Genomic DNA, 18,865 nt, shown 5'->3' with positions numbered 1-18,865 from the left:
CTCAGCCCTTGGTGCCGCCGGCGGTGAGGCCGGTGACGAGGTTCTTCTGCACGAGGTAGAAGAACACCGACACGGGTATCGCGATCAGCACCGCGGTGGCGGCCATGTAGTTCCACTGGGCGTCGTGCTCGCTGACGAAGGTCTGCAGGCCGACGGCGAAGGTGTACTTGGAGTCGTCCAGCATGAAGGTCGTCGCGAAGGCGACCTCGCCGACGGCGGTGATGAAGTTGTAGAAGGCGGCGACGGCGAGGCCCGGGCGGGCCAGCGGCAGGATCAGCCGGAAGAAGGTGCCGAACGGGCTGAGCCCGTCCACCCGTCCGGCCTCGTCGATCTCGAAGGGGATGGTGTCGAAGTACCCCTTGAGCAGCCAGGCGCTGTACGGCACGGCGGTGGTGCAGTTGATGATGATCAGCGACCAGTAGGTGTCGATGAGGTCGAGCTGGCTGAAGATCTCGTACATCGGCACGATCAGGATGGCGATCGGGAAGGCCTGGGTGAGCAGCAGGACCCACATCAGCTGCTTGTAGCCGGGAAAGCGCATCCGGGAGACGGCGTAGCCGGTGGTGGCGGCGACGAAGACGCCGATCACGGTGGTGCCGCAGGCCACGATCATCGTCGACTTGAACCAGTCGAAGAAGCCGGTGTGCTGCAGCACGAAGCTGTAGTTGGAGAAGCTGAGCTTGCCCAGGATCTTGCCCGGGTGCAGGTAGTCGTCCTTCTCCGGGCCGAGCGACAGGAAGATCAGCCAGGCCACCGGGGCGAGCGCGATCAGGCTCGCGACGGCGAGGCCGCCGTGCAGGAGGGCGGCGCCGAGCGGGCCGCGTTCGCCGCGCCGGCGCGTACGGCGCGGGGGCTGGGCGGCGGGGGCGGGTCCGGCCTCGGTCTTCTCAAGGGTCGTGGTGCTCATGGCGGCTTCTCCTGCGGCGTCAGACGGCGAGCTGGTCATTGCGCTTCAGCCAGCGGAAGTAGAAGGAGGTGAAGACGGTGATGATCGACAGCAGCAGTACGCCGTAGGCGGCGGACTGGGCGAAGTCGCGCGGCTGCTGCCCGAAGCCCAGGAAGTAGGCCCAGGTGACGAGGATCTGGGCGTCGGGGGCGCCGGTCGGCCCGAACAGCAGGAAGATGATGGTGAACTGGTTGAAGGTCCAGATCATGCCGAGGAGCACGACGGTGGAGCTGACGGACCTCAGCCCCGGCAGGGTGACGTGGCGGAAGCGCTGCCAGGCGCTGGCGCCGTCCATCTCGGCGGCCTCGTAGAGCGAGGAGTCGATGGACTGCAGCCCGCCGAGCAGCGAGAGCATCATGAACGGCACACCGCACCAGGTGTTGACCATGATCGCGGCGAACCGCTGCCAGAAGGTGTCCTCCAGCCACTGCGGCTCCGGCAGGTGCACCGCGTGCAGGATCTGGTTGAGCACGCCGGAGTCGGAGAGCATGATCCGCCAGGAGAAGACCGTGACGAAGGTCGGCACGGCCCAGGGCACGACCAGCAGCACCCGGTAGAGGGTGCGGCCGCGCAGCTTCTCGTTGAGCATGAGCGCGAGGCCGAGGCCGATGGTGTAGTGCAGGAACACGCAGGCGACCGTCCAGAAGACGGTCCACAGGAAGTGCGACCAGAACCGGTCGTACGACAACGGGCCGAACAGGATGTCCTTGTAGTTGCCGAACCCGATGAACTTGTAGGTGGCCGGGATGTGGTTGACGCCGATCGTGCGCGCCGAGTTGAGGCTGTTGGCGTCGGTGAGGGTGAGGTAGACACCGCGGACCAGCGGGTAGCCCACGATCACCGCGAGCACGATGACCACCGGGGCGATCATCGCGTAGGCGTACCAGTACTTCTGGTAGCCGTGCCTGATGCGCTGCCCCAGCCCGGGCCGAGGCGCGCGGTCACCGCGGCGCTTGCCGGTCGCGCGGTCGATGGCGACTGTCATGGTTCGACACCTTCAAAACGATCAGGGGGTGGGCCGGGCACAGGGCGGTGGCCGCCGGATCCTTCCCCTCCTTTTCGAGAGGATCCGGCGGCCACCCGGGCGTCACTTGCTGAAGTCGGGCACCAGCTTGGCGATGGCGAGCTCAGCGTTGCTCAGGCCCTGGTCCAGCGACTCCTTGCCACCGGCGATCTTCGGCAGCTCGGTGTCGAGCGGACCCCACAGGCTGCTGTACTCGGGCAGCGCCGGGCGGGGCTGGGCGGCGGGCAGGACGGCCTGGTAGCCGGCGATGCCGGGGTCGGCCTTGACCTGCGCGGTGTAGGCGTCCTCACGCGTGGGCAGGGTGGAGTTCTTCAGGGCGATGGTCTCCTGGGAGGAGGCCGAGGTCATGAAGTTCACGAACTTCAGCGCCGCGTCCTGGTGGGCCTTGTCCGAGCCGGCGTAGACCGCGAGGTTGTGGCCGCCGGTCGGGGCGCCCGCCTTGCCGGTGGAGCCGGCCGGGACGGTGGCGATGCCGAGGTTGGACTTGTCCTTGAAGGCGCTGCCCTTGTAGAAGTTCGTGATCTCCCACGGGCCCTGGACGATCGCGGCGACCTTGCCGTTGACGAACGCGTCCTGGATGTGGGCGTAGGCGTCGGCGGTGGTGTCGGCCTTGTGCAGGCCCTTGCCGGAGAACGTGCTCAGCCAGGTGCCGTAGGCCTTCTTGGCGGCGGCCGAGTCAACGGTGATCTTCTTGGCGCCCGCGTCGACGGTGTCGGTGCCCTCGCCGTAGAGGAAGGTCTGGGCGTAGTAGGCCTGGGTGGAGCCCCAGTAGCCGTCGGCGCCGGTCTTGGCCTTGATCTTGGCGGCGTCGGACTTCAGCTCGTCCCAGGTCTTGGGGGCGTCGGCGATGCCGGCCTTCTTGAACAGGGCCTTGTTGTAGACCAGGGCCAGGGTGTCGGTGACCAGCGGCACGCCGTAGGTCTTGCCCTGGTACTGGGCCTGCTTGATCAGGCTGGGCTGGAACTTGGCCTGGTCGGCGAGGGCCTCGGTGCCGTCCAGCGGCAGGAAGTAGCCCTTCTTCGCGAACGCCGGGGTCCAGCCGACCTCGGAGCGCAGCACGTCCGGGGCGCCCTTGGAGCCGGCCGCCGTGTCGAACTTGTTCTGCGCCTGGTCGAAGGGCACGTTGACGTACTTGACCTTGATGTTCTTGTTGGCAGCCTCGAACTGCTTGATCAGGGCCTGGTACGTCGGCGCCTCGTTCGTGGCGTTGGAGGTGTCCCACCAGGTGATGGTGACCGGGCCGTCCGACTTGCCGCTGTCGCTGCTCCCGCCGCCGCAGGCCGTCGCCGCCAGGGCGAGGGACGCCACCAGCGCGGAGGCCGCTATGCCACGCCGCATGAGTTCTCCTTGAGGGTTAAGCCCGTGTGAGGCAGGGGCGGTCCCGTCCGCCGTCCCTGCGGTCTTGCCGACAGCGCCGTTGCGGCGGCCGGGCGACCAGGAACGTAACAGCGTTGTAAGCGTTGCGAAAGACCTTGCAGAAAAAAAGTGCAAGGGAACACGATGGTTACCCCGTCGTTACCGCTCACCGGAGTGACGACACTTGTGCAAGACTCTGCAAGCTCTTGCCGCCACCAACTCGAGGGAGCCCGATGAGGCAGCAACCCAGGGCGGGCCGTCCGGCCGCTCGCGCACGGCGTCCCGTCGGTGTGCAAGGCGGCATACGCCCGGTACAGTCCAGTGCCGTGACCACACGGCTTGCGGACATCGCTGCGCAGGCGGGGGTGAGCGAAGCGACCGTCAGCCGGGTCCTCAACGGGAAGCCGGGCGTCGCCGCCACCACCCGCCAGTCCGTGCTCGCCGCGCTGGACGTCCTGGGCTACGAGCGCCCGGTGCGGCTGCGGCAGCGCAGCGAGGGGCTGGTCGGCCTGATCACGCCGGAGCTGGAGAACCCGATATTCCCGGCCCTCGCCCAGGTCATCGGCCAGGCGCTGACCCGCCAGGGCTACACGCCGGTGCTCGCCACCCAGACCCCCGGCGGGTCGACCGAGGACGAGCTGACCGAGATGCTGGTGGACCGGGGGGTCGCGGGGATCATCTACGTCTCCGGGCTGCACGCCGACACCACCGCCGACATGCAGCGCTACGAGCGGCTGCGGGCGCAGGGCGTGCCGTTCGTCCTGGTGGACGGGTTCTCGCCGAAGGTGCAGGCGCCCTTCATCTCCCCCGACGACCGGGCCGCGATGACGCTGGCGGTGACCCACCTGGTGTCGCTCGGGCACACCCGGATCGGGCTCGCCCTCGGCCCGAAGCGGTTCGTGCCGGTGCAGCGCAAGATCGAGGGATTCGTGCGGGCCGTGCAGGACCAGCTGGGGCTCGCGGCCGAGGTGGTCGAGACCGAGCTGATCCAGCACTCGCTGTACACCCTGGAGGGCGGTCAGGCGGCCGCGACCGCGCTGATCGACCGGGACTGCACGGCCGTGGTCTGCGCCAGCGACATGATGGCGCTCGGTGCCATACGGGCCGCCCGGCAGCGGGGTCTGGAGGTGCCCCGGGACGTGTCGGTGGTGGGCTTCGACGACTCCCCGCTGATCGCCTTCACCGACCCGCCGCTGACCACGGTCCGCAAGCCGGTGCCGGCGATGGGCCAGGCCGCGGTGCGCACGTTGCTGGAGGAGATCGGCGGGACGCCCGCGCCGCACAGCGAGTTCGTGTTCATGCCGGAGCTGGTGGTGCGCGGTTCGACCGCTTCGGCGCCGCATGTCGTCCGTACGTCGTAGAAAGTGCGTGCCGGACCCGACCTTGGGATGATCGGTCGAAGGACCCTTTTCTGGCAGACTTGATGGCTATGAGTGACTCGACCGTGACGCAGTCGGAAGGTCGCGAGGAGGTGGCCGTTCCGCAGGCCGTCACGGGCGAGGAGCGACCGCGTCCGCTGGTCCGGCTGCGACGGCCGCGGCGGCCCCGGCTCTGGTTCGAGATCCTTCTGATCGCGGTGAGTTACTGGACGTACTCGCTGATCCGCAACGCCGTCCCGGAGCAGAAGGGCAAGGCGCTGCGCAACGCCGACTGGATCTGGAGCGCCGAGCACCATCTGGGCATCGCCGTCGAGCGGTCCGTCAACCACGCCGTGAACTCGGCGCCTTGGCTGATCATCGGGATGAACTACTACTACGCCACGCTGCACTTCATCGTCACGATCGGTGTGCTGGTGTGGCTGTACCGGTGGCATCCGGGGCGTTACGCGGCGGCCCGGCTGGCGCTGTTCGCGACCACCGGTGTGGCCCTCGCCGGTTACTACCTGTTTCCGCTCGCGCCGCCCCGGCTGATGCGCGACGGGCACTTCGTGGACACCGTGATGGTGCACCACACATGGGGCTCGATGGCCTCCGGCGACCTGAAGCACATGTCGAACCAGTACGCGGCGATGCCCTCGATGCACATCGGCTGGTCGCTGTGGTGCGGGCTGACCGTCTTCGCGCTGGCGTCCGTGCCGTGGGTGCGGGTGCTGGGCCTGCTCTACCCGGCGGCCACCCTGCTGGTCATCGTCGCCACCGCCAACCACTTCTGGCTGGACGCCGTGGGCGGAGTGCTCTGCCTGGCCTTCGGGTTCTCGGTGGCGCGGATGTGGTACGGCGCGCTGCCGTACGCGTTGCCGCGGGTGGCGCCGGGCAGGGCGCTGCGGCCGGCTCAGGTTCCGGTGCCGTAGAACAGCTCCTCCACCACCGTGCGGGCCCTGCGGGTGGTGCGGCGGTAGGCGTCCAGCATGTCGCCGGCGTGCCCGGCGCCGTAGCCCAGGTAGCGGCCCACGGCGGCCAGCTCGCGCGGCTCGGTGGGGAAGGTGTCCCCGGCCCGGCCGCGCACCAGCATCACCGCGTTGCGCACCCGCGTCGCCAGCACCCAGGCCTCGTCCAGGATCTCCGCCTCCTCCGCGGACAGCAGCCCGGCGTCGCGGGCGGCGGCCAGCGCCTGGCGGGTGCGGGTGGTGCGCAGACCGGGCTGCTCCCAGCCGTGCCGGAGCTGGAACAGCTGGACGGTCCACTCGACGTCGGACAGCCCGCCCGGGCCGAGCTTGGTGTGCAGCCTGGGGTCGGCGCCGCGCGGCAGGCGCTCGGACTCCATCCGGGCCTTCAGCCGGCGGATCTCGCGTACGGCGTCCTCGCCGAGGCCGTGCGCCGGATAGCGCAGGGGGTCGATCAGCTCGGTGAAGCGGCGGCCCAGGTCCTCGTCCCCGGCGACCGGCTCGGCCCGCAGCAGCGCCTGGGACTCCCAGACCAGCGACCAGCGGCGGTAGTACGCCTCGTACGACTTCAGGGTGCGCACCAGCGGGCCCGACTTGCCCTCCGGGCGCAGGTCGGCGTCGATGAGCAGCGGCGGGTCGGAGCTGGGCAGCTGCAGCAGGCGGCGCATCTCGGCGACGACCTTGTTGGCCGCGGTGGCCGCCTCGTGCTCGTCCACGCCGTCCTGCGGCTCGTGCACGAAGACGACGTCCGCGTCGGAGCCGTAGCCCAGCTCGTGGCCGCCGAAACGGCCCATCCCCATGATCGCGAACCGGGTGGGCAGCGTGTCGCCCCAGCCGTCCCGGACCACCGCGCGCAGGGTGCCGGCGAGGGTGGCGGCGGTGAGGTCGGAGACCGCCGCGCCGACCCGGTCCACCAGGGCGCCCTGGTCGGCCTCGGCGGGGCTGGTCTCGGTGCCGTAGGAGCCGACGATGTCGGCGGCGGCGGTGCGGAACAGCTCGCGGCGGCGCACGCCGCGGGCCGCGGTGACGCCCTGCTCGGCGTTCTCCGCGCGGCCCGCGGCGGCCAGGATCTCCTGCTCCAGGGGAGCGCGGCCGCGGGGTGCGAGGCCGCCGCCGTCGCCGTCGCCCAGCAGGGCCACCGCCTCGGGGGCGCGCATCAGGAGGTCGGGGGCGAGGCGGCCCGCCGACAGCACGCGGGCCAGGTTCTCCGCGGCCGCCCCTTCGTCCCGCAGCAGGCGCAGGTACCAGGGGGTCTTGCCGAGCGCGTCGGAGACCTTGCGGAAGTTCAGCAGGCCCGCGTCCGGGTCCGCGGAGTCGGCGAACCAGCCGAGGAGGACGGGGAGCAGGGTGCGCTGGATGGCCGCCTTGCGGGTCACGCCGGAGGCGAGTGCCTCCAGGTGGCGCAGGGCGGCTGCCGGGTCGGCGTAGCCGAGGGCGACGAGGCGCTCGCGGGCCGCCTCGGGGCTCAGGCGGGCCTCGCCGGGGGCGAGCTGGGCGACCGCGTCGAGGAGCGGGCGGTAGAAGAGCTTCTCGTGCAGTCTGCGTACGACGCCGGTGTGCCGCTTCCACTCGCGGTTCAGCCCGGCCACCGGGTCGGTGCGCAGGCCGAGGGAGCGGCCGAGGCGCCGCTGGTCCTCCTCGGCGACCGGGACGAGGTGGGTGCGGCGCAGGCGGTAGAGCTGGATGCGGTGCTCCATCGCGCGCAGGAAGCGGTACGCCTCGTCCAGGCGGGCGGCGTCCTCACGGCCGACGTAGCCTCCGGCGGCCAGCGCCTGCAGGGCGTCCAGGGTGGTGCCGCTGCGCAGGCTCTGGTCGGTGCGGCCGTGCACCAACTGCAGCAGCTGGACGGCGAATTCGACGTCGCGGAGACCGCCGGGGCCGAGTTTGAGCTCTCGTTCGAGCTCGGACACCGGGATGTTCTCGATGACGCGGCGGCGCATCTGCTGGACGTCCGCGACGAAGTTCTCGCGTTCGGCGGCCTTCCAGACCATGGGTTCGAGTGCGTCGACGTACGCCTGGCCCAGTTCCGCGTCGCCCGCCACCGGGCGGGCCTTGAGCAGGGCCTGGAACTCCCAGGTCTTCGCCCAGCGTTGGTAGTAGGCGAGGTGGGAGGAGAGGGTGCGGACCAGGGGGCCGTTGCGGCCCTCGGGGCGGAGGTTGGCGTCCACCGGCCAGATGGAGCCCTCCACGGTGGTCTCCGAGCAGATCCGCATCAGGTGCGAGGCGAGGCGGGTGGCGGCGGTGAGCGCCTTGGCCTCGGTGGTGCCCTCGGCCGCCTCCGCCACGAAGATCACGTCCACGTCGGAGACGTAGTTCAGTTCGTGGCCGCCGCACTTGCCCATCGCGATCACCGCGAGGCGGCAGGCGGCGGCGTCGGCGGGTGCCTGCGCCTGCGCGATGGCCAGGGCGGCTCGCAGGGTGGCGGTGGCGAGGTCGGCGAGTTCGGCGGCCGTCTCGGCGACGTCCGTGGTGCCGCAGACGTCGCGGGCGGCGATGGAGAGCAGGCAGCGGCGGTAGGCGACGCGGAGGGAGACGGGGTCGGTGGCCTTCGCCAGGCCGCGCTCGAACTCCTCGACGCCGGGGTGCAGGTCTCTCGGCTCGTAGGTGACCAGGGCGTGCCAGTCGCTCGGGTGGCGGGCCAGGTGGTCGGCGAGGGCGGCGGAGGCGCCGAGGACGCCGAGGAGGCGGTCGCGCAGGGGCTTGGCCGCGATGAGGGTGTCCAGCAGTGCGCGGTGGGCCGTGTTGCCGTCCTGGGCCTCCAGGAGGCGGACCAGGCCGTGCAGGGCGAGGTCGGGGTCGGCGGTGGCGCCCAGGGCCTCCAGGAGGACGGGGTCGTTGCGGACGGGGGTGAGCTCCGGGCCGTCCAGGAGGCGCTCGGCTGCGGAGGGGTCGGTGAAGCCGTGTCGGAGCAGGCGGGTGAAGGTACTGCTTCTACGCCCCGGCGTCATCTCCGTGGCCTCCCCTCGGATGCGGTCGTCCTGGCCAGAGCCTAACCGGAGGGGCGGGGGGTGGCTTGGGGACGGCGGGGTGGGGGGCGGTGGGGGTGGCGGCCGTGCGGGGGCGGGTGCGTCGTCGGGTGCGGGTGCGGGTGTGTCGTCGGGTGCGGGTGCGGGTGTGTCGTCGGGTGCGGGTGCGGGTGTGTCGTCGGGTGCGGGTGCGTGGTCGGGTGCCTGCGGCCGCCCGTGCGGGGGCGGGGTCGCGGGTGCGGCGGCTCGTGCGGGTGCGTGGTCGGGTGCGGGTGCGTGGTCGTATGCCTGCGGCGGCCTGTGCGGGTGCGTTGAGGCTGGGGTCGCGCCTGCGGTTCAGTGGGAGTCGGTGCCGCGCCGGGTGGTGTCCGTCCTCGGTCCGGCGGGCTGTTTGCCGCGTTGTGCAGGGACTTTTCGCCGGCCGCTGCGGGCGGACACCACCCGGCACGTCCCCTTCCCGCCGTGCGCGGCTGCGGGCCGTCGTTCGCGCGCCGGCCGCTGCGGGTAGTCGGCAGTTCATCCGTTCTTCACTCTCTCGGTTGGGTGCCGTGGCGCGCGGGAATGTTGGCGTGTGCATGCTCTGTCCGCACCGCCAGCCCCGTCCCACCCCCCACACCGGAGGTTGATGTGTCCGGCAGTTCCGTGTACCGCCGTGCCCGTACCGTCGTGGCGGCCGCAGCGGCCCTCGCCGCGGCCGCGTTCGGGCTGTGGGCCGGGATCGGCGCAGAGTCCGCGCATGCCGCGGGCGCCGTGCCGAGCCCGGACCACGTGGTCGTCGTGGTCTTCGAGAACCACGCCTACAGCCAGGTCATCGGCTCCTCCCGCGCCCCGTACATCAACTCGCTGAAGGCGGGAGGCGCCAGCCTGACGCAGTCGTACGCCGAGACCCACCCGAGCCAGCCGAACTACTACGCCATGTTCTCCGGCGACACCCAGGGCATCACGGACGACAGCTGTGTCACGCCCGGATTCTCCTCGGCCCCCAACCTGGCGTCCGAGGTGATCGGGGCGGGCCGTACCTGGGCCAGCTACAACGAGGATCTGCCCAGCCAGGGTGACACCACGTGCAGCAGCGGCGACTACGCCCAGAAGCACAACCCGTGGTTCGGATTCAGCAACGTGCCGGCGGAGAGCGCCATGACGTTCGACCAGTTCCCGACCGACTTCACCCAGCTGCCGCAGATGTCGTACGTGGTCCCCAACCTGTGCAGCGACATGCACGACTGCTCGGTGTCCACCGGTGACACCTGGCTGAAGAACAACCTGGGCGCCTATGCGACGTGGGCCAAGACGCACAACAGCCTGCTTGTCGTCACCTTCGACGAGGACAACCGGCTGAGCGGGAACCGGATTCCGACCGTGCTGTACGGGCAGCCGGTGGCCGCGGGGTCGTCCAGCTCCACGACCTACAACCACTACGACCTGCTGCGCACCCTGGAAGATCTGGAGGGGCTGGACACGCACGCCGGTAACGCGGGGTCCGCCCAGGACATCACCGGTATCTGGGCGTCCTGAGGTGTACGTCGCGGACAGCCGCGCGGGTACGCCGGCGTCCGCGGACGGTGCCGTCCGGCCACCTGCCGGGCGGCGCCGTGCCGCGGTCGGGCCTGTCGTGCTCGCGCTCGGGACGGTCAGCCTGGTGACGGACGTGTCGTCCGAGATGGTCACCGCCGTGCTGCCGTTGTACCTGGTCAGCGGGCTCGGTCTATCGCCGCTGGGCTTCGGGCTGCTGGACGGTGTGTACAACGGGTTCTCGGCGGTCGTACGGCTGGTCGGCGGGCATCTCGCGGATCGCGGCGGCGGGCGGCACAAGTGGGTCGCCGGGTTCGGGTACGCGGTGTCGGCCCTGTGCAAGCCGTTGCTGCTGGTCGCTCACTCGCTGACCCCGATCGGGCTGGTTCTCGCCGCCGACCGCACGGGGAAGGGGCTGCGGACGGCGCCCCGGGACGCCCTCATCTCGCTGTCCAGTACGCCGCAGGCGCGGGGGCGGGCCTTTGGCGTGCACCGGGCCATGGACACCGCGGGTGCGCTGCTCGGCCCACTGGTGGCCTTCCTGATCCTGCGGGCGACGGTGGACGGCTACGACGCGGTGTTCACCGTCAGCTTCTGTGTCGCGGTGCTGGGTGTGGTGGTCCTGGTGCTGTTCGTGCCGGGCGGGCGTGGTGGTGTGGTCGTGCAGGAGCGGCCGAGCCTGCGCGGTGCGGTGGGGCTGTTGCGGCGGCGGGGGCTGCGGCGGATCGCCGTCTGTGCGCTGCTGCTGGGGCTCGCCACGGTGAGTGACTCGTTCGTGTATCTGCTGCTCCAGCGGCGTCTCGGGGTGCCGGACCGGTGGTTCGCGCTGCTGCCGCTCGGTACGGCCGCCTCCTTCCTGCTGCTGGCGGTGCCGCTCGGGCGGCTCGCGGACCGGGCGGGCCGGTGGGCGGTCTTCGTGGGCGGGCACGGTGGTCTGCTGGTCGCGTACGGGTTGCTGCTGACGGCGTGGCACGGCCGGGCCCTGCCGTATGTCGTGCTCGCTCTGCACGGCGCGTTCTACGCGGCCACCGACGGGGTGCTGATGGCGGCGGCCTCGGAGGGGGTGCCTCAGGCGCTGCGCTCGTCGGGGCTGGCCCTGGTGCAGACCGGGCAGGCGCTGGCCCGGTTCGCCTGCAGTCTGCTGTTCGGCGCCGCCTGGACTCTGTGGGGCGACCGTGCGGCGCTGGTGGGCGCGGCGGTGGCGCTGGTCGGCTGTGGGGTCTTCTCCGTCGTCGTCCGTCCGAAGGGAGCGGTGCCCGCATGACCGTACGCAACCGGGTCCTGATCCTGGTCGCCGCCGTCGCCGTGCTCGCGGCGGTGGGGCTGGCGTCGGTGCTGCACGCCTCGGCCCGGGCCGACCGCCGCGACCGGGCGCAGGCGGGCGGCCCGCGGGTCACGGCCGGGGCGGTGACGCTGACGGGGCGCGGGCGGCTGGTGTTCCGGAACATGGCGTGGGGGCCGCACCGGGACGAGCTGGTCGCCGTCGCGGCCGGCGATCCCTCGGGGGCGCGGACCGCCTCCGGGCTCAAGTGCCTGCGTTTCCACGCCGCTTCGGGGACCGGTGTGTGTCTGCAGGCGGTGCACGGGCCGGTCTCGGACACCTATCGCGCGCTGATCCTGGACGCGCGGTTGCGGACCGTGCACCGGTACGACGTCCCGGGCATTCCGTCGCGGGCCCGGGTCTCGCCGACGGGGCACTTCGCCGCCTGGACGGCATTCGTGGGCGGTGACAGTTACGCCGGGACGAACTTCTCCACGCGGGCGGCGATCGTGGACACGAGGAGCGGTGAGCTGATCCCGTCCCTGGAGGGCTTCCGGATCGTCAAGGACGGGCACACCTCTCACGCGGCGGACGTCAACTTCTGGGGGGTAACGTTCGCGAGCGACGACCGCACGTTCTACGCGACGCTCGCGACGAAGGGCAGGACGTATCTGGTCCGGGGCGACCTGCGCACCCGTACGGTCACCACCCTGCACGCGAACGTCGAGTGCCCGTCGCTCTCGCCCGACGGCACGCGGATCGCCTACAAGAAGCGGGTCGGGGGCCTGCCGAAGGACGCGCCCTGGCGTCTGTACGTCCTGGACCTGCGGACCATGCGGGAGACTCCGCTGGCCGAGCGGAGGAGCGTGGACGACCAGGTGGTGTGGCGCGACGCCCGTACGGTCGTGTACGCGCTGCCCGGTGACTACGGCGCGGACCTGTACGAGGTCCCGGCGGACGGGTCGGGAGCGGGGCGGCGGATCAGCACGGCCGCGGTGTCGCCGGCGTACATCGGATAACCGCACCGTCGTCAGCCGCGTGACCTGGGCCGATTCGGTGTCGTTGACCAGGGCGTGAAGAAGACCACCGCGCTCGTCGCGCTCACCGCCGCGGGTCTCGCGCTCGCCGCCCCCGCCCACGCCGACGGCACCCACGGCCGCATCAACATCGCCGGCCGGCCCCTGTCCCCGAACAAGCTCTGCGAGACGGCCCTCGGGATCGTCCCGCTCACGGCACCGTGGACGGGCAGCTCGGTGTACGACGCCTGCAACAACCGCCCGCACGTCCACCCCGAACGCGCCCAGCAGCCCGGCCCGGACCCCGCCTCGGACTCGAACTCGCTCCCGGCCTGGCGGTGAGACGCCGGCGACGACGGACAACCAACGGCCCGCCCCGAGGGGCGGGCCGACTGTCGCCTACAGCACCGGCAGGTTCTTCCGCAGCTCGAAGGCCGTGACCTCGCTGCGGTACTCCTCCCACTCCTGGCGCTTGTTGCGCAGGAAGAAGTCGAAGACGTGCTCGCCGAGGGTCTCGGCGACCAGGTCGCTGCTCTCCATGAGGGTCAGGGCCTCGCCGAGGTTCTGCGGGAGGGGCTCGATGCCCATCGCGCGGCGCTCGGCGTTGGACAGGGCCCAGACGTCGTCCTCGGCGCCCGGCGGGAGCTCGTAGCCCTCCTCGATGCCCTTCAGGCCCGCCGCCAGGAGGACGGCGTAGGCCAGGTAGGGGTTGGCGCCCGAGTCCAGGGAGCGGACCTCGACGCGGGCCGAGCCGGTCTTGCCGGGCTTGTACATCGGGACGCGGACCAGGGCGCTGCGGTTGTTGTGGCCCCAGCAGATGTACGACGGGGCCTCGCCGCCGGCGCCGGCCGTGCGCTCGGAGCCGCCCCAGATGCGCTTGTAGGAGTTCACCCACTGGTTGGTGACGGCCGAGATCTCCGCCGCGTGCCGCAGCAGGCCCGCGATGAAGGAGCGGCCGACCTTGGAGAGCTGGTATTCGGCGCCCGACTCGTAGAACGCGTTGCGGTCGCCCTCGAAGAGGGACAGGTGGGTGTGCATGCCGGAGCCGGGGTGCTCGGAGAAGGGCTTCGGCATGAAGGTCGCCTGGACCCCCTGCTCCAGCGCCACCTGCTTCATGACCAGGCGGAACGTCATGATGTTGTCCGCCGTGGAGAGCGCGTCGGCGTAGCGCAGGTCGATCTCCTGCTGGCCGGGCGCGCCCTCGTGGTGGGAGAACTCCACCGAGATGCCCATCGACTCCAGCATGGTGATCGCCTGGCGGCGGAAGTCCATGCCGACGTTGGTCGGGGTGTGGTCGAAGTAGCCCGAGTTGTCGGCCGGGGTCGGGCGGGAGCCGTCGAGCGGCTTGTCCTTCAGCAGGAAGAACTCGATCTCGGGGTGGGTGTAGAAGGTGAAGCCCAGGTCGGAGGTGCGGGCCAGGGCGCGCTTGAGCACGTAGCGGGGGTCCGCGAAGGACGGGGAGCCGTCCGGCATGAGGATGTCGCAGAACATGCGGGCGGTGCCGGGGGTCTCCGCGCGCCACGGCAGGACCTGGAAGGTCGAGGGGTCCGGCTTGGCGATCATGTCGGACTCGTAGACCCGGGCGAAGCCCTCGATGGCCGAGCCGTCGAATCCGATGCCCTCGTCGAAGGCCTGTTCCAGCTCGGCGGGGGCCACGGCGACGGACTTGAGGAAGCCCAGCACGTCCGTGAACCACAGCCGTACGAACCGGATGTCACGCTCCTCCAGTGTCCGGAGCACGAACTCCTGCTGCTTGTCCATCTTCCGCTTCCCCATCCTTGCTGGTCAGGCCGCCTGTCCCCCGTCCCGCGGGAGGCGGTCGGGCACCTGAGCATCCCACCACAACACCATTTCACGCGCGTTGCGGACCTTGATCGCGGATGCGTCCTCGGCCTGAACGCCTCTCGTACGGCAGGTGTACTGCCGTGTGGCCCATCTTGCCTGTTCGGACCGACATCCGTAATGGCCGATCCGCTTCGGACGTGAGGGAAACCACGCCTCGATAATTTGCATCTCAGATGCAACTTTTCCTAGCGTTTCGATCAGTCGAGATGTGAAGAGATCCGACGAGATCCGAGGAGATCCGATGCTGTCCGAGCAGTCCGCGGCCACCGTCCGCGCCACCCTTCCCGCCGTCGGCGCGGCCATCGGCGAGATCACCGAGCGCTTCTACGCCCGCCTCTTCGCCGCCCACCCCGAACTGCTGCGGGACCTGTTCAACCGCGGCAACCAGGCCTCCGGCGCCCAGAAGCAGGCCCTCGCCGGATCCATCGCCGCCTTCGCGACGCACCTGGTGGACCGCCCGGACCAGCGGCCGGACGCCATGCTCGGCCGCATCGCACACAAGCACGCCTCCCTGGGCGTGGCCCCCGAGCACTACCCGGTCGTGCACGAGCACCTCTTCGCCGCCATCGCCGAGGTCCTCGGCGAGGCCGTCACGCCCGAGGTGGCCGCCGCCTGGACCGAGGTCTACTGGCTGATGGCGAACGCGCTCATCGCCATCGAGAAGCGGCTGTACGAGGAGAGCGGCAGCACCGAGCGCCGGCCCTGGGAGGTCGTGGAGCGCATCGAGGAGACGGCGGACGTCGTCACCTTCCGGCTGCGGCCCGCCGACGGCGGCCCGGTGCGCGACTTCCGCGCCGGCCAGTACGTCTCCGTCCAGGTGGAGCTGCCCGACGGCGCCCGGCAGATACGGCAGTACAGCCTCTCCGGCGCGCCCGGCGAGACGCTCCGCCAGTTCAGCGTGAAGCGGGTGCGGGGCGACGACGCGGCGCCCGACGGCGAGGTCTCGAACCACCTCCACGCGCGCGTGCGCGTCGGTGACGTCCTGGACCTGTCCGAGCCGTACGGCGACCTCGTCCTGGACGCCGAGGCCGGCACCCCCCTGCTGCTCGCCTCCGCCGGCATCGGTGTGACCCCGATGATCGCGATGCTGGCCGACCTCGCGGCGGGCGGCCGCGGCGGCCCGGTCACCGTCGTCCACGGCGACCGCTCCCCCGCCGACCACGCCCTGCGCACCGACCACGAGACGTACGCCGGCAAGCTCGCGGACGCCTCCGTGCACTTCTTCTACGAGCAGGACGCCGAGCCGGGCACCCGTACCGGCCTGGTCGACCTGGCCGGCATCGCCGTACCGGCCGGGACGCGCGCGTACCTGTGCGGGCCGCTGCCCTTCATGCGGGCGGTCCGGACCCAGCTGATCGACAAGGGCGTGGCCCCGGCCGACATCCACTACGAGGTCTTCGGGCCGGACCTGTGGCTGGCCCAGGGCTAGGCCCTCTCGCCCGGATCACCCCGGCGTCGCGGGGTCCGGCGGACCTGCGGCCTCCGGGTCACTCGGCGCCGAAGCGGCGGGCGCCCTCGCGGCCGGTCTCCTGGTTCTCCGCCACGTACGGGCGCAGCTCCTGCTCGTAGGCGGCGAAGGCCTTGGTGTGGTCGCCGCCGGACTCGGCGAGGTGCCGGGCGAGGACGCGGGCGCCGATCAGGGCCTGGGAGGTGCCCATGCCCGAGGTGGGGGCGGCGCAGTAGCCGGCGTCGCCCACCAGCACGACCCTGCCCTCGGACCAGCGGTCCAGGTGGACCTGGCAGGCCGAGGAGAAGTACAGGTCCCCGGCGGCGGACATGTCGTCCAGCAGCCGGGGCACGATCCAGCCGGCCCCGGCCATCCGCTCCCGGACGACCCGCTCCTGCTCCGCGCGGTCCAGCAGGTCCAGCTTCGGCGAGTCGCTGGCGAAGGAGAGGCTGACGGACATCCGCTCCGGGTCGGCCGTGCTGAAGGCGTACACCCCCCGGCCCGGGGTCAGCCACAGCGCGCCCCGGTGGTCCAGGCCCAGGTGGTTCGGGGTGGTGAAGCCGACCCCCGACAGGCCGAGGTGCCGGATCACCTCGCCGTGCGGGGCGAAGACCAGGCGGCGTACCACGGAGTAGATGCCGTCGGCGCCGACGACCAGGTCGAAGGTGTCCGGAGCGGCCCGTTCGAAGCCGACCCGGACGCCGTCGGCGTCCTGCTCGACGGCGTTGACGGAGTCGTCGAAGACGTAGCGCACCGCGTCCCGCGTGCGCTCGTGCAGGATGCGGGTCAACTCCCGCTTGGGCACCTCCAGTTCACCGGCGAAGACCTCGGCCGGCAGCTCACCGGCGGGGTTGCCGTCGGCGTCCAGCAGATCCGTGCCGCGCATCCCGGTGGCGTGTCCGCGCACCTCCTCGAGGATCCCGAGGTCCGCCAGCGCGTCGAAGGCCGCGCCCCGGAAGTCGACGGCGTAGCCGCTGTCGCGCAGCGCCGGGGCACGCTCGACCACGGTCACCTCGTGGCCGTCACGGTGCAGGAGAAAAGCGAGCGCCGGGCCTGCGACGCTCGCACCGGAGATGAGGACCTTCATGACGTACCCCCGTCGTCGTGTTCGAGTCGGGGACCAGCCTTGCCCAGGTCCGCCCGGCGATCAACGACGGCTTTCGGTCACCGGGATCAGCCGCCCTGCGGCCCCCGCTCACCGGTGTCAGCCGCCCTGCGGCCCCCGGGAGATGCCCAGCAGCAGCGGCCCCGTCGGGTCGGTGACGAGCTCGGCGAGCGTGATCGGGTCCAGGGCGGCGTAGAAGGCCTCCTGGGCCCGGCGCAGGGCACCGCGCAGGCGGCAGGCGGCGTTCAGCGGGCAGGGGGCCGTACCCGCCGTGCCCTCGCAGTCGACCACGTCGCCGTCGCCCTCGAAGGTGCGCACCACCGCGCCGACCGAGGCCGTGCGGCCCTCGGCGGTGAGGGCGAGGCCGCCGCCCCGGCCGCGCCGGGCGTCCACGAGGCCCAGGTGCTGGAGTTCGGCGACGACCTTCGCGGCGTGCGTGTAGGGCACGTCCATGTCCGCCGCGACCTGGCGGGTGGTGGGCAGGGTGCCGGCGGCCACGGCCAGTCGCATCAGGACGCGCAGGGCCAGGTCGGTGGAGCGCAGGAGCCGCATACCACGAGCCTAGGTAATACGCATCCGCGGTTCAAATTATCGCGCGGGCGGCTCTTTGCCGCTCCCGGTCTACGGGAGCCACCCCCTGCCCCACTACGATCAGCGGGCCCCACCCTTCCCGTTGCCGGCCCTTTTCCCCAGAAGGACACTCATGGGTTCCGCCAAGAACAGCAGCGCGGCGCGCAAGGCGCGCATAGAGGAGATGCGCCGTGCGGAGCGTGCGCGCGAGCGCCGCAACCGCGCGCTCACCATCGCCGCGAGCGTGGTGGTCGTCGCCGGCCTCGTGGTCGGCGGTGTGGTCCTCGTGAACTCCCGGTCCGACAGCAAGAAGAACAGCGCGAGCGACTCCAAGGCCACCGGGAACTCCGGTGACTCGGGGCACTGGGTCACCGGCAAGGACGGCGTGCGGACCTGGAGCGGGAAGCTGGCGCGCACGCACGTAGAAGCCAAGGTGGCGTACCCGATGCACCCCCCGGTCGGCGGCAACCACAACCCGATCTGGGCGACCTGCGACGGCACCGTCTACACCAAGCCGCTGCAGGACGAGAACGCCGTGCACTCGCTGGAGCACGGCGCGGTCTGGGTGACGTACACCAGCAAGGCGCAGAAGGCCGACGTCGACGCGCTGGCGGCGAAGGTGAAGAAGACGCCGTACTCGCTGATGAGCCCGTACGAGAACCAGGCGGCGCCGCTGGTCCTGTCGGCCTGGGGCCACCAGGTGACCGTCAAGAGCGCGTCCGACCCCGAGGTGAACAAGTTCTTCGCCGCGTACGTCCAGGGCCCGCAGACCCCGGAGCCGGGAGCCGCCTGCACCAGCGGGGCGATGTAGTGAGGCGACGGTACGTCGGCTGGCTCACCGGGGCCGCGGCGGCGGTGCTCGTCGCGGCCGGCGCGATCACGTACGCGGTCGCCGAGGACTCCAGCGGCGGCTCGTCGGCACAGGTGCCGGCCGCCGAGTCGGCGGACGCCGGGTTCGCGCGGGACATGGCCGTGCACCACCAGCAGGCCGTCGAGATGTCGTACATCGTCCGGGACCGCACGCAGAACGCGGAAGTGCGGCGGCTCGCGTACGACATCGCGCAGACGCAGGCCAACCAGCGCGGCATGCTGCTCGGCTGGCTGGATCTGTGGGGGCTGCCGAAGGTGTCGGCGAAGCCGCCCATGTCCTGGATGGGCATGGGCGACATGCCCGAGCGCGGGGACGGCTCGCTGATGCCGGGCATGGCGACGAACACGGAGCTGCGGAAGCTCCAGTCGCTGAGCGGCGAGCAGGCCGAGATCCTCTACCTGCAGCTGATGACGGACCACCACAAGGGCGGGATCCACATGGCCGAGGGATGCGTGGCCAAGTGCACGGTCGGCGTGGAGAAGCGGCTCGCCCAGGGCATGGTCGACGCCCAGCAGTCCGAGCTCCAGGTGATGGCGCGGATGCTGAAGGAGCGGGGCGCGAAGCCGCGTTCGTGAGCGGAGCGGAACGGCTCCTGTGAACAGAGCGGTGCGGCGGTTGTGAAC

Annotated in this window: 16 protein-coding genes; 9 read left to right on the top strand and 7 right to left on the bottom strand. The window is 71.4% G+C overall.

From position 1 onward, the window contains the following. Nucleotide 1: 1 nt before the first annotated feature. The 3 genes from ABB07_RS27600 to ABB07_RS27590 all read right to left on the bottom strand — a co-directional run bounded on the left by ABB07_RS27600 (nucleotide 2) and on the right by ABB07_RS27590 (nucleotide 3,308). Nucleotides 2–907: a sugar ABC transporter permease gene (locus tag ABB07_RS27600; protein ID WP_208901243.1), complete on the bottom strand. Its 906-nt coding sequence runs from the start codon at nucleotides 905–907 to the stop codon at nucleotides 2–4. 19 nt (nucleotides 908–926) lie between these two features. Continuing rightward, nucleotides 927–1,931, bottom strand: a complete 1,005-nt coding sequence (locus ABB07_RS27595; RefSeq protein ID WP_208901242.1) for a carbohydrate ABC transporter permease — start codon at nucleotides 1,929–1,931, stop codon at nucleotides 927–929. Nucleotides 1,932–2,033: 102 nt separating this feature from the next. Next, nucleotides 2,034–3,308: an extracellular solute-binding protein gene (locus tag ABB07_RS27590; protein WP_208901241.1), complete on the bottom strand. Its 1,275-nt coding sequence runs from the start codon at nucleotides 3,306–3,308 to the stop codon at nucleotides 2,034–2,036. 344 nt (nucleotides 3,309–3,652) lie between these two features. Here ABB07_RS27590 and ABB07_RS27585 point away from each other — a divergent pair, with 344 nt between their 5' ends. Next, on the top strand, nucleotides 3,653–4,687 hold the full coding sequence (locus tag ABB07_RS27585; RefSeq protein ID WP_279617403.1) for a LacI family DNA-binding transcriptional regulator: 1,035 nt from the start codon (nucleotides 3,653–3,655) through the stop codon (nucleotides 4,685–4,687). A 68-nt stretch (nucleotides 4,688–4,755) separates the two neighbouring features. Then, nucleotides 4,756–5,616: a phosphatase PAP2 family protein gene (locus ABB07_RS27580; protein WP_208901239.1), complete on the top strand. Its 861-nt coding sequence runs from the start codon at nucleotides 4,756–4,758 to the stop codon at nucleotides 5,614–5,616. On the opposite strand, the gene ABB07_RS27575 is transcribed toward ABB07_RS27580, so the two are convergent. Continuing rightward, on the bottom strand, nucleotides 5,598–8,597 hold the full coding sequence (locus tag ABB07_RS27575) for a bifunctional [glutamine synthetase] adenylyltransferase/[glutamine synthetase]-adenylyl-L-tyrosine phosphorylase (protein ID WP_208901238.1): 3,000 nt from the start codon (nucleotides 8,595–8,597) through the stop codon (nucleotides 5,598–5,600). The genes ABB07_RS27580 and ABB07_RS27575 overlap by 19 nt on opposite strands. 645 nt (nucleotides 8,598–9,242) lie before the next feature. On the opposite strand from ABB07_RS27575, the gene ABB07_RS27570 reads away from it, so the two are divergent. Genes ABB07_RS27570 through ABB07_RS27555 form a run of 4 tightly spaced genes read left to right on the top strand, consistent with a single transcriptional unit; the run spans nucleotide 9,243 to nucleotide 12,746 of the window. Beyond that, nucleotides 9,243–10,130, top strand: coding sequence for an alkaline phosphatase family protein (locus ABB07_RS27570; RefSeq protein WP_208901237.1), 888 nt, complete (start codon nucleotides 9,243–9,245; stop codon nucleotides 10,128–10,130). A 1-nt stretch (nucleotide 10,131) separates the two neighbouring features. Further along, nucleotides 10,132–11,391, top strand: a complete 1,260-nt coding sequence (locus tag ABB07_RS27565; protein WP_208901236.1) for an MFS transporter — start codon at nucleotides 10,132–10,134, stop codon at nucleotides 11,389–11,391. Next, nucleotides 11,388–12,407: a TolB family protein gene (locus ABB07_RS27560; RefSeq protein ID WP_208901235.1), complete on the top strand. Its 1,020-nt coding sequence runs from the start codon at nucleotides 11,388–11,390 to the stop codon at nucleotides 12,405–12,407. Before ABB07_RS27565 ends, ABB07_RS27560 begins: the two co-directional genes overlap by 4 nt. Before the next feature lie 54 nt (nucleotides 12,408–12,461). Beyond that, nucleotides 12,462–12,746: a hypothetical protein gene (locus ABB07_RS27555; protein ID WP_208901234.1), complete on the top strand. Its 285-nt coding sequence runs from the start codon at nucleotides 12,462–12,464 to the stop codon at nucleotides 12,744–12,746. A gap of 57 nt (nucleotides 12,747–12,803) precedes the next feature. On the opposite strand, the gene ABB07_RS27550 is transcribed toward ABB07_RS27555, so the two are convergent. Next, nucleotides 12,804–14,165 (bottom strand): glutamine synthetase family protein, encoded by a 1,362-nt coding sequence (locus ABB07_RS27550; RefSeq protein ID WP_208901233.1) that lies wholly within the window; start codon nucleotides 14,163–14,165, stop codon nucleotides 12,804–12,806. Between the two features lie 325 nt (nucleotides 14,166–14,490). Here ABB07_RS27550 and ABB07_RS27545 point away from each other — a divergent pair, with 325 nt between their 5' ends. Continuing rightward, nucleotides 14,491–15,678, top strand: coding sequence for a globin domain-containing protein (locus ABB07_RS27545; RefSeq protein WP_208901232.1), 1,188 nt, complete (start codon nucleotides 14,491–14,493; stop codon nucleotides 15,676–15,678). Nucleotides 15,679–15,736: 58 nt separating this feature from the next. Here ABB07_RS27545 and ABB07_RS27540 read toward each other — a convergent pair whose 3' ends face one another. Together ABB07_RS27540 and ABB07_RS27535 are read right to left on the bottom strand one after the other, a co-directional pair. Further along, nucleotides 15,737–16,783 (bottom strand): FAD-dependent monooxygenase, encoded by a 1,047-nt coding sequence (locus ABB07_RS27540; protein WP_208901231.1) that lies wholly within the window; start codon nucleotides 16,781–16,783, stop codon nucleotides 15,737–15,739. A 117-nt stretch (nucleotides 16,784–16,900) separates the two neighbouring features. Then, nucleotides 16,901–17,353, bottom strand: coding sequence for an RrF2 family transcriptional regulator (locus ABB07_RS27535; RefSeq protein WP_208901230.1), 453 nt, complete (start codon nucleotides 17,351–17,353; stop codon nucleotides 16,901–16,903). A gap of 151 nt (nucleotides 17,354–17,504) precedes the next feature. Between ABB07_RS27535 and ABB07_RS27530 the strand changes: the two genes are divergently transcribed. Both ABB07_RS27530 and ABB07_RS27525 read left to right on the top strand, forming a co-directional pair. After that, the gene (locus ABB07_RS27530; RefSeq protein ID WP_208901229.1) at nucleotides 17,505–18,182 is read left to right on the top strand and encodes a DUF3105 domain-containing protein; all 678 of its coding nucleotides are present in this window, start codon (nucleotides 17,505–17,507) and stop codon (nucleotides 18,180–18,182) included. After that, a complete protein-coding gene (locus tag ABB07_RS27525) occupies nucleotides 18,182–18,817 on the top strand; it encodes a DUF305 domain-containing protein (RefSeq protein WP_208901228.1) in 636 nt (211 codons plus the stop codon). Before ABB07_RS27530 ends, ABB07_RS27525 begins: the two co-directional genes overlap by 1 nt. The last annotated feature ends 48 nt before the right edge of the window (nucleotides 18,818–18,865 follow it).

The sequence above is a fragment of the Streptomyces incarnatus genome (assembly GCF_001027185.1).
GTDB lineage: Bacteria > Actinomycetota > Actinomycetes > Streptomycetales > Streptomycetaceae > Streptomyces > Streptomyces puniciscabiei.
Note: the sequence above shows the minus strand (reverse complement) of the source record. Positions and strands in the feature narration are given on the sequence as shown.

What these genes read in the sequence shown, in the direction of transcription:
- ABB07_RS27600 (WP_208901243.1), bottom strand. Translation starts at nt 907, where the DNA reads ATGAGCACCACGACCCTTGAGAAGACCGAGGCCGGACCCGCCCCCGCC.
- ABB07_RS27595 (WP_208901242.1), bottom strand. Translation starts at nt 1,931, where the DNA reads ATGACAGTCGCCATCGACCGCGCGACCGGCAAGCGCCGCGGTGACCGC.
- ABB07_RS27590 (WP_208901241.1), bottom strand. Translation starts at nt 3,308, where the DNA reads ATGCGGCGTGGCATAGCGGCCTCCGCGCTGGTGGCGTCCCTCGCCCTG.
- ABB07_RS27580 (WP_208901239.1), top strand. Translation starts at nt 4,756, where the DNA reads ATGAGTGACTCGACCGTGACGCAGTCGGAAGGTCGCGAGGAGGTGGCC.
- ABB07_RS27575 (WP_208901238.1), bottom strand. Translation starts at nt 8,597, where the DNA reads ATGACGCCGGGGCGTAGAAGCAGTACCTTCACCCGCCTGCTCCGACAC.
- ABB07_RS27560 (WP_208901235.1), top strand. Translation starts at nt 11,388, where the DNA reads ATGACCGTACGCAACCGGGTCCTGATCCTGGTCGCCGCCGTCGCCGTG.
- ABB07_RS27550 (WP_208901233.1), bottom strand. Translation starts at nt 14,165, where the DNA reads ATGGACAAGCAGCAGGAGTTCGTGCTCCGGACACTGGAGGAGCGTGAC.
- ABB07_RS27545 (WP_208901232.1), top strand. Translation starts at nt 14,491, where the DNA reads ATGCTGTCCGAGCAGTCCGCGGCCACCGTCCGCGCCACCCTTCCCGCC.
- ABB07_RS27540 (WP_208901231.1), bottom strand. Translation starts at nt 16,783, where the DNA reads ATGAAGGTCCTCATCTCCGGTGCGAGCGTCGCAGGCCCGGCGCTCGCT.
- ABB07_RS27535 (WP_208901230.1), bottom strand. Translation starts at nt 17,353, where the DNA reads ATGCGGCTCCTGCGCTCCACCGACCTGGCCCTGCGCGTCCTGATGCGA.
- ABB07_RS27530 (WP_208901229.1), top strand. Translation starts at nt 17,505, where the DNA reads ATGGGTTCCGCCAAGAACAGCAGCGCGGCGCGCAAGGCGCGCATAGAG.